The organism is Streptomyces tibetensis, from assembly GCF_040647715.1.
GTDB classification, from domain to species: domain Bacteria; phylum Actinomycetota; class Actinomycetes; order Streptomycetales; family Streptomycetaceae; genus Streptomyces; species Streptomyces tibetensis_A.
The window spans coordinates 460,611-474,423 of record NZ_JBEZCR010000001.1; the positions used below are offsets into that span (position 1 = coordinate 460,611).

At 71.8% G+C, this 13,813-nt stretch carries 13 protein-coding genes; 2 read left to right on the forward strand and 11 right to left on the reverse strand.

All coding sequences use genetic code 11. The annotated features are described in order from the left end of the window. Positions 1–137: 137 nt before the first annotated feature. Positions 138–2,006, reverse strand: coding sequence for a translation elongation factor 4 (gene lepA / locus AB0B29_RS02085; RefSeq protein WP_362232729.1), 1,869 nt, complete (start codon positions 2,004–2,006; stop codon positions 138–140). Positions 2,007–2,246: 240 nt separating this feature from the next. Here lepA and rpsT point away from each other — a divergent pair, with 240 nt between their 5' ends. Continuing rightward, complete coding sequence (gene rpsT / locus AB0B29_RS02090; RefSeq protein WP_053669127.1) at positions 2,247–2,513, forward strand: 30S ribosomal protein S20; 267 nt, start codon at positions 2,247–2,249, stop codon at positions 2,511–2,513. Between the two features lie 174 nt (positions 2,514–2,687). Here the strand turns inward: rpsT and AB0B29_RS02095 are convergent, their stop codons facing one another. Continuing rightward, positions 2,688–3,083: a nuclear transport factor 2 family protein gene (locus AB0B29_RS02095; protein WP_362232732.1), complete on the reverse strand. Its 396-nt coding sequence runs from the start codon at positions 3,081–3,083 to the stop codon at positions 2,688–2,690. A gap of 100 nt (positions 3,084–3,183) precedes the next feature. Between AB0B29_RS02095 and AB0B29_RS02100 the strand changes: the two genes are divergently transcribed. Continuing rightward, the gene (locus AB0B29_RS02100; RefSeq protein ID WP_362232735.1) at positions 3,184–3,609 is read left to right on the forward strand and encodes a VOC family protein; all 426 of its coding nucleotides are present in this window, start codon (positions 3,184–3,186) and stop codon (positions 3,607–3,609) included. Positions 3,610–3,762: 153 nt separating this feature from the next. On the opposite strand, the gene AB0B29_RS02105 is transcribed toward AB0B29_RS02100, so the two are convergent. The 9 genes from AB0B29_RS02105 to AB0B29_RS02145 form a co-directional block, all read right to left on the reverse strand. Further along, the gene (locus AB0B29_RS02105; RefSeq protein ID WP_362232738.1) at positions 3,763–4,269 is read right to left on the reverse strand and encodes a DinB family protein; all 507 of its coding nucleotides are present in this window, start codon (positions 4,267–4,269) and stop codon (positions 3,763–3,765) included. 323 nt (positions 4,270–4,592) lie between these two features. Continuing rightward, a complete protein-coding gene (gene holA / locus AB0B29_RS02110; protein ID WP_362232741.1) occupies positions 4,593–5,582 on the reverse strand; it encodes a DNA polymerase III subunit delta in 990 nt (329 codons plus the stop codon). Positions 5,583–5,740: 158 nt separating this feature from the next. Further along, positions 5,741–5,986, reverse strand: coding sequence for a hypothetical protein (locus AB0B29_RS02115; RefSeq protein WP_362232744.1), 246 nt, complete (start codon positions 5,984–5,986; stop codon positions 5,741–5,743). Between the two features lie 38 nt (positions 5,987–6,024). Further along, positions 6,025–6,906 carry a YceI family protein gene (locus AB0B29_RS02120; RefSeq protein ID WP_362232747.1) on the reverse strand — a complete coding sequence of 294 codons (882 nt, stop codon included), beginning with the start codon at positions 6,904–6,906 and terminating at the stop codon, positions 6,025–6,027. 136 nt (positions 6,907–7,042) lie between these two features. Beyond that, entirely contained in the window at positions 7,043–7,909 is an 867-nt protein-coding gene (locus AB0B29_RS02125; protein WP_362232749.1) for an arylamine N-acetyltransferase family protein, read from the reverse strand. 4 nt (positions 7,910–7,913) lie between these two features. Then, a complete protein-coding gene (locus AB0B29_RS02130) occupies positions 7,914–10,520 on the reverse strand; it encodes a ComEC/Rec2 family competence protein (protein WP_362232752.1) in 2,607 nt (868 codons plus the stop codon). Continuing rightward, positions 10,517–11,719 (reverse strand): ComEA family DNA-binding protein, encoded by a 1,203-nt coding sequence (locus AB0B29_RS02135; RefSeq protein WP_362232755.1) that lies wholly within the window; start codon positions 11,717–11,719, stop codon positions 10,517–10,519. Before AB0B29_RS02135 ends, AB0B29_RS02130 begins: the two co-directional genes overlap by 4 nt. Positions 11,720–11,838: 119 nt before the next feature. After that, positions 11,839–12,684: a DegV family protein gene (locus AB0B29_RS02140; RefSeq protein WP_362232758.1), complete on the reverse strand. Its 846-nt coding sequence runs from the start codon at positions 12,682–12,684 to the stop codon at positions 11,839–11,841. 72 nt (positions 12,685–12,756) lie between these two features. Next, positions 12,757–13,554 (reverse strand): hypothetical protein, encoded by a 798-nt coding sequence (locus AB0B29_RS02145; RefSeq protein ID WP_362232760.1) that lies wholly within the window; start codon positions 13,552–13,554, stop codon positions 12,757–12,759. Positions 13,555–13,813: the final 259 nt, after the last annotated feature.

Sequence of the window (13,813 nt, forward strand, 5' to 3'; positions counted from 1 at the left end):
ACCGGCCCCTGCGTAAGGGTCCGCGGCCTGTCACTTCGTACAGAGAGCTACCCCGCGAACGCACGGGGCCCGCCGCACTTTCGCACGGCGAGCCCCTGTTCAACCCGGATTGCGGCGTAACACGCGGTAACCCGTGATTACTTCTTGCCCTTGCCCGACCCCGCGCTGTCATCACTCGACAGGACGGCGATGAAGGCCTCCTGCGGAACCTCCACGGAACCCACCATCTTCATCCGCTTCTTGCCCTCCTTCTGCTTCTCCAGCAGCTTCCGCTTACGGGAGATGTCACCGCCGTAGCACTTGGCGAGGACGTCCTTGCGGATGGCACGGATGGTCTCGCGGGCGATGACCCGGGAGCCGATGGCGGCCTGGATGGGCACCTCGAAGGCCTGCCGCGGGATGAGCTCGCGCAGCTTGGCGACCAGCCGCACACCGTAGGCGTACGCGGCGTCCTTGTGGGTGATCGCCGAGAAGGCGTCGACCTTGTCGCCGTGCAGCAGGATGTCGACCTTGACCAGGCTGGAGGTCTGCTCGCCGGTGGGCTCGTAGTCGAGCGAGGCGTAGCCGCGGGTCTTGGACTTCAGCTGGTCGAAGAAGTCGAAGACGATCTCCGCGAGCGGCAGGGTGTAGCGGATCTCGACCCGGTCCTCGGAGAGGTAGTCCATGCCGAGCAGGGTGCCGCGCCGGGTCTGGCACAGCTCCATGATCGAGCCGATGAACTCGCTGGGCGCGAGGATGGTGGCCCGCACGACCGGCTCGTAGACCTCCGAGATCTTGCCCTCGGGGAACTCGCTCGGGTTGGTGACGGTGTGCTCGGTGCCGTCCTCCATGAGGACGCGGTAGACCACGTTCGGCGCGGTGGCGATGAGGTCGAGGCCGAACTCGCGCTCCAGCCGCTCGCGGATCACGTCGAGGTGCAGCAGGCCGAGGAAGCCGACGCGGAAGCCGAAGCCGAGGGCCGCGGAGGTCTCCGGCTCGTAGACCAGCGCGGCGTCGTTGAGCTGGAGCTTGTCCAGGGCCTCGCGCAGCTCCGGGTAGTCCGAGCCGTCCAGCGGGTAGAGGCCGGAGAACACCATCGGCTTGGGGTCCTTGTAGCCGCCGAGCGCGTCCTCGGCGCCCTTGTGCTGGCTGGTGACGGTGTCACCGACCTTGGACTGACGGACGTCCTTCACACCGGTGATGAGGTAGCCCACCTCGCCCACGCCGAGGCCGTCGGCCGACAGCATCTCCGGCGAGTTGGTGCCGATCTCCAGCAGCTCGTGCGTGGCGCCGGTGGACATCATCCGGATGCGCTCGCGCTTGTTGAGCTGGCCGTCGATGACACGGACGTACGTCACGACACCGCGGTAGGAGTCGTAGACCGAGTCGAAGATCATCGCGCGGGCGGGGGCGTCCGCGACACCGACCGGCGGGGGGATCTCCGCGACGACCTTGTCGAGCAGCGCCTCGACACCCAGGCCCGTCTTGGCGGACACCTTGAGCACGTCGTCGGGGTCGCACCCGACCAGGTTGGCGAGCTCCTCGGAGAACTTCTCGGGCTGCGCCGCCGGCAGGTCGATCTTGTTCAGCACCGGGATGATCTTGAGGTCGTTCTCCATCGCCAGGTAGAGGTTGGCGAGGGTCTGCGCCTCGATGCCCTGGGCGGCGTCGACCAGGAGGATGGTCCCCTCGCACGCGGCGAGCGACCGGGAGACCTCGTAGGTGAAGTCGACGTGCCCGGGGGTGTCGATCATGTTGAGGATGTGCGTGTCGTTCTTGTCGTGGGTGGGAGCCCACGGCAGACGCACCGCCTGTGACTTGATCGTGATGCCACGCTCGCGCTCGATGTCCATGCGGTCGAGGTACTGGGCGCGCATCTGCCGCTGCTCGACCACTCCGGTCAGCTGGAGCATCCGGTCGGCGAGCGTGGACTTGCCGTGGTCGATGTGCGCGATGATGCAGAAGTTGCGGATCAGAGCCGGGTCGGTACGGCTCGGCTCGGGCACGTGGCTGGGGATCGCGGGCACGCAGGGTCCTGATTCTTGAGGCGTCCGCAGTGTCTGCGGTCTCGGGTCGGATCGATACGTAGCCTCCATGGTCCCACGGGCGGGGACCACGGACGGGTTTGGGCCGTGGATGGGCCCACTGGTAGCCTGGGTGGCTGTGCCTCATGCCCTCTCGCAGGAGGTACGACCCCAAGAAATCACCCGGTGCGGGAATCGTGCGTGTCCGTGCGGCCTCGTGCCAGAACCTGAGAAGGCTCATTCGTGGCGAACATCAAGTCCCAGATCAAGCGGATCAAGACCAACGAGAAGGCGCGGCTGCGCAACAAGGCCGTCAAGTCCTCCCTCAAGACCGCGATCCGCAAGGCCCGTGAGGCTGCTGCCGCGGGTGACGTCGAGAAGGCCACCGAGTACCAGCGCGTCGCCGCGCGTCAGCTCGACAAGGCCGTCTCGAAGGGCGTCATCCACAAGAACCAGGCCGCCAACAAGAAGTCGGCGCTGGCTTCGAAGGTCGACGCGCTCAAGGGCTGACATCTGATGTGACGCCGGAGGGAATCGAGCGGGCCCTCTCTCATCCGCTCCCGTCCGGCACCCCCGGATCCGCGCGCGGCCTGCGTTCGCCACGCGGGCGCGGATCCAGCAGCTCGAACCGAAGGCCCCGCTTTCCGCCCTTCCCCAGGGCGGCGGGCGGGGCCTTCGGCCTGTTCAGGACCAGAACTCGTTGTTCTTCTCGATGTCCTCGACGCATTCGTCGAGGTCGGTGACCTTGTCGCCGACGATCCGGAAGACGATGCAGCCGGTGTCGTCGAGCTTCCTGCCCTGCCGCTCGGCCGTGAACCTGCACATGCCGACCGCGTGCCCCCGGCCGTCGACAGCGATCCCGAGCACTTCCAGACGCATCGACCCGGCGGTCTCCTCGCCCAGCCGCCGGTACATGTCCATGATCGCGTCCCGGCCCTTGAAGTCACCCGATAGTGGGTGGCTGCCGGGCACGTGATGCGTCGCGTCCTTGGCGATCAGTTCCCGCAGGGTGTCCATGTCACCGCGTGAGAAAGCCTCGAACCCCTTGCGGACCAGCGCTGCGTGCGGATGTTCAGCCATGGTCCTCGCCACCTTTCCATCACTTGGCGACGTACGGCTGATACATCCGATTCTCCTCTTCGGCAGGGAGAGGGCGACTCGATCACGGCACAGTGGAGACATGGACGCACACGACACCGAGGCACCGGTTCTGGTCCGCGCTGCGACCAGGCTCCCCGCCCAGGACCTGGAGCGGGCACGGCGCTTCTACTCGGAGAAACTGGGACTGGATCCCGTGGACGAACGCCCCGGCGGGCTGCTCTACCGGTGCGGCGGAGCGGAGTTCGTCCTGTTCCGCTCGACGGGAGCGTCCCCCGGCACCTTCACGCAGATGGCGCTGGAGGTCGAGGACCTCGATGCGGCCGTCGCCGAGCTGCAGCGCCGCGGCGTGGTCTTCGAGGAGGTCGACGCCCCCGGCTTCCGTACGCGGGGCGCAATCGCCGAGATCGAGGGAAATTACCCGAGCAAGGGCGCCCGCGGCGAACGCGGCGCCTGGTTCCACGACAGCGAGGGCAACCTGCTGGGGATGGGGGAGCCGGTCTTCTGAGGGCTTGGGCCTGTCCGGCGGACCATGTGACCGTCAGGATTCCGGCAGCAGGGGCGGCGGACCCGCAGGCTTCGACAAGCGCGGCTCCCTATTCCGCAGCACCTTCACCTTCGCCTCGATCCGACTCCGGTCCGCCCCTGATCTCCGCCGGATCTAGTCGCCGGTCGTACCGTCGAGCATCTCGCGCAGGATGTCCAGGTGGCCGTTGTGGCGGGCCGTCTCCTCGGTGAGGTGGAGGAGGATCCAGCGCAGGTCGACGTGGAGCCCGTTGCGAATGGCTCGCTGGGCCTGTTTGTCCAGGCCGTTCCCGGCGACCAGTTCGCGGTAGCGGGTGCTCTGTTCGGCGTATTCGTCGAGCAACTGCGTGAGCGGGAAGTCGACGGCGATACGCATCTCGCGGTCGGGGTCCTCCTCGGTCCAGGGGCCCCGGTCTTCCTCGCCGAGGAAGACCACTTGGAACCAGTAGTACTCGACCCAGCGGAGGTGGTTGATCACTCCGCTCATGGTCATCAGCGGTGAGCCCGGCAGGAGCGCCTTGCGTGCGTTCTCCGCAGAGACGCCGTCGCACTTGGCGCGGGCGGTGTCACGTGCGTAGTCGAGAAACGTGGTGAGCTGGGTGCGCTCGTCCCACGCAGGCGGCGTGTCATCGATTCTGGTCATCGCGCGAAGCGTCCCCGATCACCATGCCCGATGTCGAGGCATTTCTCGACGGGCCCCCACCTGCCCCACCCAGCTCCCTGTCCGGCGGGTCGCTACGGCGATTCAGCGCCGGCGGGCCACCCGGCTGGTCCGCCGGCCGGGCCCCAGGGCCTGTCGTTCGGATCAGGTCGCAGGTTGGCGGCGGTTCTTGCCGGTGAGCGGGGCCTGGTGCGTGCAGCCGCAACGCGGAGGAGGGCGTCGACGCGGAGCGTCGACAACCGACGACAACACGGCAGATGCGCGTGCCAGGCCCCGCGTCTGCGGGCTGATCCAAACGACGGACCCTAGCCCCGGCCCCGGGAGCGAGCCGCTCGGGCGATGGTGACCACGGCCTTCTCCAGGGCGTACTCGGGGTCGTCGCCCCCGCCCTTCACCCCCGCGTCCGCCTCCGCCACGGCCCGCAGCGCGACCGACACCCCGTCCGGGGTCCAGCCCCGCATCTGCTGGCGCACTCGGTCGATCTTCCACGGCGGCATGCCCAGCTCCCGCGCGAGGTCCGCCGGACGGCCCCCCCGCGCGGAGGACAGCTTCCCGATCGCCCGGACGCCCTGGGCGAGCGCGCTCGTGATGAGCACCGGCGCGACCCCGGTCGCCAGCGACCAGCGCAACGCCTCCAGGGCCTCCGCGGCGCGCCCCTCGACCGCCCGGTCGGCGACCGTGAAGCTCGACGCCTCGGCCCGCCCGGTGTAGTACCGCCCGACGACCGCCTCGTCGATCGTCCCCTCGACGTCCGCGACCAGTTGCGACACCGCCGAGGCCAGCTCCCGCAGATCGCTGCCGATCGCGTCGACGAGCGCCTGGCACGCCTCCGGTGTGGCGGACCTCCCCGTCGCCCTGAACTCGCCCCGCACGAACGCCAGCCGGTCGGCAGGCTTCGTCATCTTCGGGCAGGCCACCTCACGGGCCCCCGCCTTGCGCGCCGCGTCGAGCAGCCCCTTGCCCTTCGCCCCGCCGGCGTGCAGCAGCACGAGGGTGATCTCCTCGGCCGGTGCCCCGAGGTACGCCTTCACGTCCTTGATCGTGTCGGCCGACAGATCCTGCGCGTTGCGTACGACCACGACCTTGCGCTCCGCGAAGAGCGACGGGCTCGTCAGCTCGGCGAGCGTGCCGGGCTGCAACTGGTCCGGGGTCAGGTCCCGCACGTCCGTGTCGGCGTCGGCGGCCTTCGCCGCGGCCACCACTTCCTGCACGGCACGGTCGAGGAGCAGGTCCTCCTGGCCCACGGCGAGCGTCACCGGGGCGAGGGGGTCGTCATTCGCAGTCTTCCTGGCCATCGCCCCAAGCATCCCACGCGCCACTGACAACGGATCCCGACGGACCGGGCGTACACGCAGAGGCACGCGCATGACGTGGACCCCCGGACGAGCCAGGCCGAAGTACGCCCTCCCAGGACCTGCTGCGATCCGCCCGGCACCTGCGCTCGGGAGGGTGCCTACGGTTCCTCCCGCCAGCCCTCCCACTCGCCGGCCAGCCGGTCCAGCTCCCCGGGATCCAGCCGCTCGTCCTCGTCGCGCAGGACGACCAGCCACTGCGCGTCCTCGGCGTCGTCCTCGCCGGCCAGCGCGTCCCGCACCACCTGCGGCTCCTCCACGACCCCGAACCGCTCCCGCAGCGCCTCCACCACCTCTTCCGCAGCGTCACGGTCGGGCAGCACCAGCACATGTCGCACATCACTCACGCCGGACATTGTCCGACACCGCCTCGTGGCCCTCTCGCTCAGCCCTTGCGGACGATCTGCACATCGAGGTCGACCCTGATGCTCGGCCCCACCACCGCGATGCCCCGCGCCAGCATCGTCTGCCAGCTCACCGTGAAGTCGTCCCGGTGCAGTTCGGTCGTGGCCCGGCAGGCCGCGCGCACCTCACCCTCCATGCCGTTGCCCAGCCCCAGGTACTCCGTGTCCAGCGTGACCGTCCGCGTCACGCCGTGCAGCGACAGCGCCCCCGTCACGGCCCACCGGTTCCCGCCCTTGTGCACGAACCGGTCGCTGTAGAACTCCAGCGTCGGGAACCTCTCGACGTCCAGGAAGTCCGCCGAGCGCAGATGGTCGTCCCGCATCCTCATGTTGGTGTCGATGGACGCCGCGTCGATCACCACGTGCATCGCCGACCGCTCCACCGGATCGGCGACCCGTATCACCCCCGCGAACGACTTGAACTGCCCGTGGATGCGGGCCAGTCCGATGTGCCGCGCGGTGAAGCCGATCGAGGAGTGCGCCGACTCGACCTCCCAGTCACCGGCGTCGGGAAGCTCCGGCGGCCGGGCCACCTGCAGCGTCACGTCCCCGAGGGACGCGAGCGCGTTCTCGGCGACCTGCGTCGTCGCCCGGTAGGGCGTGTAGCCCTCCGCAGACACCGCGAGCCGGTACTCCCCCGCGGGCACCGTCGTCATGAACGACCCGTACGGATCCGCTCCGCCGCTGACGACCGGCCGCCCCACGGAGTCCGTGACGGCGAACTCCGCGTGCCGGACCGGCTCGTTGACCGGGTCCAGCACCCGGCAGGCCAGCACCCCGGCGCTCGGCGGTGTCGACACCGCCGCCAGGGGACTCGTCCGGTGCACCCGGTCGGTGCGGCTTGCCCGCCAGCGGCCGATCATCCACGGCTCCTCTGAGTGACTCGAAATCGCCTGTTGATCACTGTTGATCACACGTACCGAAGATGCATTCGACCACCCATGAGGCTTTCGAGGCAACACGGGACCACATCACGGGAATCCAGCAGATGTGCTGGTACTACGGATGAGTGGCCCCGTGTGGCCGGAATTGACTCCTACGCGGGATTTCGCACACCGGCACCCTGTCGAGCTCGATCCCGAACCGCTCCCGGTACACCCCGAGTACCTCCTCGTCCGTGCCCAGCTCCCTCTCCTCCCGCGTGCCGTCGGCCGCTGTCACCGTGAGCCGGCGTCCGCTGAGCGTGATCCGCCCTCCTTCCTCCGTCACCAGCGAACACACCAGCGAGCGCGTGAAATGCGACACCGACGACGTGCTGTGCCACCAGGCCCCGGCCACGAAGTCGCCGAGCGCCCGAGGACGCACCTCCAGGCGGTACTGCGCCCTGCCGTCCCGGAACACGTCCAGGTCCGCCGCCTCCACCGTGCCGTGCCCACCGCGCACCCCGGCCGCGTCCGGCCCCGCCTCGACGATCCGGAACGTGCCCCCCGGGTCCTCCTGCTCCCCCCGCTCCCCGAACGCCAGCGGCAGGTGGCTGTGCGCCCCGAACCCGACATCGGCCAGCCAGTCGCCCCCGTCCACCGTCCGCACCCTCAGCGCCAGATGGTCGTACGGGATCCCGAGCCGCCCCTCGTCCCCGTACACCCGCGCCGCAAGCAGCACCACGTCGTACCCCAGCGCCGCGAGCAACGCCCCGAAGGAGCCGTTGAGTTCGTAGCAGAACCCGCCCCGCCGGGCGCCCACCACCTTGTCCAGCAGCCGCTGCTCCTCCAGCACGATCTCCTCGCCCAGATGGATCGAGAGGTTCTCGAACGGCACGGCCCGCAGGTGCCGCAGGTGCAGTTCGCGCAGCGCGTCGACGGTGGGCCACGCCGGGTGCTCGGCTCCCAGCCGGCGGAGATAGGCATCAACCTGGCTCGAGTTCATGCACTCAGTCTCGCGCCACCCCCAGCTCGCCGCCCTCTCCGGTGACCGCGAGCGCGCCGTCCCGGTCCGTGCGCAGCACCGCCGCGCCCCCGGCACGCAGCGCCGCCACCGTGCCCGGCGCCGGGTGCCCGTACGAGTTGTCCTCGCCGCAGGAGATGAGGGCCAGCCGCGGGGCCACCCGGCGTATCAGGCCCGGGTCCTGGTAGGCCGAGCCGTGGTGGGCGACCTTCAGCACGTCCACACCCTTCAGCGTCTCGGCCGCCGGCGAGCGCGCCAGGGCCCTCTGTGCCGGGGGCTCCAGGTCCCCGAGGAGGAGCAGGCGCAGCCCGGCCGAGCGGACCAGCAGGGCCACGCTGGCGTCGTTCGGCCCCTCCGGCACGGGGTGGGCCGGAAGCACCCCTGGAAACACCCCCGGAAGCGCTCTCGGAGGCATCCCCGGCGGCGGGCTCGGGGGTGGCCAGACCACCTGCCAGGACAACTCCCCCGTGCGCCGCTGCTCCCCGACCGCCGCCCGTGTCACGGGGATCCTCCGCGCCGCCGCCAGTCTCCGTACGAACCCGGCCTGCTCCGCGGGCTCCTCCAGCCCCGTCGTCTCGATCGCACCCACCGCCCGCCCACGCAGCACCCCGGGCAGACCCGCCACGTGATCGGCGTGGAAGTGGGTGAGCACGACCAGCGGGATCCTGCTGATGCCCAGTGAGCGCAGACAGCGGTCGACAAGCCGCGGATCGGGCCCCGCGTCCACCACCACTCCGGCCCCCTCGCCCGCCGCGAGCACCAGGGCGTCGCCCTGCCCCACGTCACACATCACCAGCCGCCAGCCCGGCGGCGGCCAGCCGGTCACCACCCGGGTCAGCGGTGGCGGCTGCACCACCACCACAAGCAGCAGCACCCCGCAGACCCCGCACCACCAGGGATGCCCGAGCAGCCGCCGTCCGGCGAGCACCAGGGCCAGGATCACGGCCAGCAGCAGCACCGCGCCCGTCCAGCTGCCGGGCCAGTCCACTCCCCCGCCCGGCAGTGCGGCCCCGGTCCGGGCGATCGTCGCGATCCACTCGGCGGGCCAGTGCGCGCACCACGCCAGGGCCTCGGCCACCGGCATCACCACCGGCGCCGTCGCCAGTGCCGCGAACCCCAGCACGGTCGCGGGCGCGATCGCGAACTCCGCGAGCAGATTGCACGGCACCGCCACCAGACTCACCCGCGCCGACAGCACGGCGACGACGGGCGCGCACAGGGCCTGCGCGGCCCCGGCGGCGCCCAGGGCCTCGGCCCACCTCGGCGGCACCCCACGCCGCCGCAGCCCGGCGCTCCAACGCGGGGCGAGCGTGAGCAGGGCCCCGGTCGCGACGACGGAGAGCAGGAACCCGTAACTGCGCGCCAGCCACGGGTCGTAGAGCACCAGCAGCAGAACCGCCGTCGCCAGCGCCGGGATCATCGACCTCCGGCGGCCGGTCGCCAGGGCGAGCAGGGCCACGGCTCCGCAGGCCGCGGCCCGCACCACACTCGGATCCGGTCTGCACACGACGACGAACCCGAGCGAGAGCACTCCGCCGAGCACGGCCGTCCCGCGCAGCGAGACACCGAGCCGGGGCGCGAGCCCCCGCCGCTCGACGTGCTGCGCCAGGCCCGGCGGTCCGAGCAGCAGCGCGAGCAGGATCGTGAAGTTGGCCCCGGAGACGGCCAGGGTGTGCGTGAGATCGGTCTCCTTGAACGCCTCCTCCAGCTCGGGTGTGATCCGCGAGGTGTCGCCGACCACCAGGCCCGGCAGCAGCGCCCGAGCGTCCGCGGGCAGCCCGTCGGTCGCCTCCCGCAGCCCGGCACGCAACCGCCCGGCGAGCCGCTGCGGCCCCGAGGGCCCTTCCACCACGTCCGGTTCGCCCGGTTCCCGCACGCGCAGCACGGCCGCGACCCGGTCGCCTCCCGTCATCGCGGGCGCCAGCCGCGCGCCGACCCGCAGCCGCGTCGACGGCAGCAGCCCGAGCCAGGGCGACCGCTCCCGCCCACCGGCCACCCGACCGGGCGGGGCCGGGCCCACGTCCACGATCATCAGCACCGGTGTCCGCGTGGTCACCGACGTGCCGCCCGCCTCGTGGACGCGCAGCACATCGGCGTGGATCAGCACGGCCGTCGGAGCCACGCGGTCGCCGCTGACCTTCGGCCGGGTGAGCCGCGGGTCGGATGTGAGCTCGACCTCGGCGGTCACCGACGCGAACTCCCGAGCCAGGCCCGGCACGGGCCCCCGGCGCAGGTCCGCCCCGTGCAGCCCGGCCGAGGCGGCGGCCCCGGCGGCACACAGCAGCAGGGCGGCGAGCGTGGCGCGCGACCAGGACGCGGCCCGATGCCTCCGGGACAGGGACAGCAGTCCGACGGTCACCAGACAGCCGACCACGATGCCGAAGGCCCACAGGGGCGGGGCGTCCAGCACCAGCGCCGCCGTGGCCCAGGCCGCGAGGGCGGGCGGCACGAGCCGCAGGTCCGTCGGGCCCTCCTGGCGTGGACGGGCCGCGCCCAGACGTGTGCCGGAGGACGCGTGCACCGACGACCGGGCGGGGCGGAGCCCGGACGCGGCCTCGTCCTGCCCCGTCGGCGGGCCGGGGAGGCTCCTCATGGCCGTACGAGGTCGCGCAGGTCGGCGAAACGGCGGTCACCGATGCCGTTCACCTCGCGCAGCTCGTCCACGGAGCGGAAACCGCCCTGCTGCGTGCGGTAGTCGATGATGTGCTGCGCCAGCACCGGGCCGACACCCGGCAGGGTGTCGAGCTGGTCCGCGGTGGCCGTGTTGAGGGAGACGGGGGCCGCCGGTGCGGCGACCCCGCCCGCCGCGCCCCCGGCCACGGCACCGGGGTTACCGGGAGGCGTACCGGCCGCCCCCGGTCCGCCCGCGGGAGCCGGGGCCCCGACGATCACCTGCTCGCCGTCCACGAGGAACCGGGCACGGTTGAGCCCGTCGGTGTTCGTGCCCGGCTTCACCCCGCCCGCCGCGTGCAGCGCGTCAGCCACCCGCGAGCCGGGCGGCAGACGGTGGATCCCCGGCTCCCGGACCTTGCCACCGACGTCCACGACGATCTCTCCCGCCCCCGCCTTCGCGGGCCGGGACGACGCCGCGGAGGAGGCACCCGCACCGGAGGAAGCACCGGCAGCACCAGGGCCGCCCTTCTGTCCGGCCGGCCCACTCTCCTGCCGCTCCCCGTACGGAATCGCCGCCCGCACGACCTCCGGTGGCCGCACGGGCTGCGTCCGCCCCGTCCAGAAGTGCTGCGCGGCGAATGCCGCCGCGACGACGAGCACCACCGTCAGGGCCAGCACGCTCCGCCGCTCCAGACCGCACCTGGACTGCACCCACAGCGGCATGCGCTCGCGCAGCGCCAGGCCGGCCCGCTCCCGCCAGGCTCCTTCACGCGCGCGGACGCCCTCGCTCTCCACCTCGAGGAAAGCGCCCCCCAGGGCGGGGAGACCGTCCCGTGCTGGGGGGATAGCGGTCATCGGCTCCGCCACCGTGGCGCGGTCACCATGCCCTCGCGAGGTCTCGTCGAGGCCGACGAAGCCCGGCGGCCCCTGCCCCGACTCGCGTCGCTCCCCGGCCGGTTCGAGCGGCTCGGCCCGCCCAGGAGGCCCGGCCGGCCTTGCCTGCTCGCCGAACAACACCCCCGCGCGCCGCCGGAGTTCCTCCGCGGAGGCATGACGCTGCCGGGCTCGCCCCCGTGCGACCGGCGGGCGTCGGTGATGACGGACGCGCCCGTCGGACGCCGGCCCACGGCCCGGCCCACTGGTCGCGGTCGCTGTACGTGAACGTGATCGAAGTGCCATGCGACGAGGATCGGCCACTTCACCCGAAACGCGATGATCTTGGTCAATTCCCGGGGACAGAGCCCCGGTTGTGGGCAACTCCGTCACTCACACGGGTGACCGGAGTCCCACAGCAACGTTCACCGGGGCGAAATCACGACTCCCAGCAGCCCAGGCCCCGTGTGCGCCCCGATCACCGCCCCGACCTCGCTGACATGCAGATCGGCCAGCCCGGACACCCGTGTCCGCAATCGGTCGGCGAGGGCCGACGCCCGGTCCGGGGCGGCGAGATGGTGGACGGCGACATCCACCGGCGCGCTGCCCGCACGGTCGGCCGCGATCTCCTCGAGGCGGGCGATCGCCCTGGACGCGGTCCGCACCTTCTCCAAGGGTTCGATACGGCCCTCGGCCAGCTGCAGCAGCGGCTTCACCGCGAGCGCCGAGCCCAGCAGCGCCTGCGCGGCACCGATACGGCCGCCGCGCCGCAGGTAGTCGAGGGTGTCGACGTAGAAGTAGGCAGAGGTGCCCGCGGCTCTCTTCTCCGCTGCCGCCACGGCCTCGTCGACCGTCCCGCCCGACTCCGCGACCTCCGCCGCGGAGAGCGCGCAGAAGCCGAGCGCCATCGCGATCATGCCGGTGTCCACCACCCGCACCGGCACCGGCGCCTGCCGTGCGGCCACGACGGCCGCGTCGTGGGTGCCGGACAGTTCGGCGGAGAGGTGGAGGGAGACGATGCCGGTGGCGCCTGACTCGGCGACCTTGCGGTAGGTCTCCTCGAAGACCGCGGGAGCGGGCCGCGACGTCGTCACGGGGCGCCGCTTCTGCAAAGCCTGGGCGAGGGCGCGGGTCGAGATCTCGGTGCCCTCCTCCAGCGCCCGGTCACCGAGGACCACGGTCAGCGGTACCGCTGTGATGCCGTGACGCTCCATCGTCCGGGTCGGCAGGTAGGCCGTTGAATCGGTGACGATCGCGACATGGCGGGACATGAGCTGGAGGTTACCTGCCGTAGCGCTCGTGTGGCAGCCCGGGCCCTGCGGCCCGCGGCGTGAGTGGCCGGTTCAAGTGGTGCTCTCGGGACGGGGCTTCTTCTGCCACGGATGGGTCAGGCGTGGTCCCGGCGGCGTGATGGCGGGCCGTGCCGGTTCCCGCGCGGGGCCCGGCTGTGCGCTGTCCGGCCAGGTCTGCCCGGCCGTGCCCGCGTCGGCGGCCGGCGCCTCGGGCCACGGGGAGGTCGCGGCCGGCGGCGAGTCGGGCTGCCGGGAGGGAGCCGACTGCTGCGCGGATGCGGACCGCTGCGCGGACTGCGGCTCCGGCTCCGTCCAGTGCCGCAGCGCGCCGGACTCCAGGTCGATCTGGGCGCTGAGCGTGTCCAGGTCGTCGTCGGCGAAGCGGCGGGCCCGGTCGCGGGCGGCCCAGCGCAGCGAGTCAGCGGAGTGCGTGATGCGTTCGGTGCGCTCCCGAAGCCCGGGCAGCCGCTCGGTGAGCGCGGCGCGGTCCGGCTCGGACTCCAGGCGCCTGAGCTCTTCGTCCAGCTCCCGTCCGTGCACGCTGAGCCGCTCGAAGAGGCCGACGGACTCCTTCAGGGACGGGTCCTCGGCGACGGCCGCGTGCAGGGCGTCCTGGGTGGCGCGCATCGAGGTGCGCAGCTTCAGCCGGAGTTGGGCGAGTTCGCCCGGGGCGCCGGGCTGGACGAAGGACTTGGCACGCAGTGTGTGGTCCTCGACCGTGCGGCGGGCCTGGCTGATGCCGCGGTCCACGCCACGCTTGGCGACGCCGACCGCCTTCACGGTGGCGTACACCCCGAGCCCCAGAAAGAGCACGAAGAGCAGGGCGAAGACTGCGATCACTGCTTCCACAAGGGCTCCTCCTCAGGACGTCACGGCGCCTCGCGTCGCTCTTCCACGGTAAACGCAACGGGCAGGCCCGGAGTTCCAGAAAAACCCCGAACCTGCCCGTAGGGGACCACCCCGAGAGCGGCCCACCCGCACGAAGGCCGCCTCCCGGTACGTCCTGCCCGTGGAAGGCCGCCTCCCGGTACGTCCTGCCCGTGGAAGGCCGCCTCCCGGTACGTCCTGCCCGTGGAAGGCCGCCTCCCGGTACGTCCTGCCCGTGGAG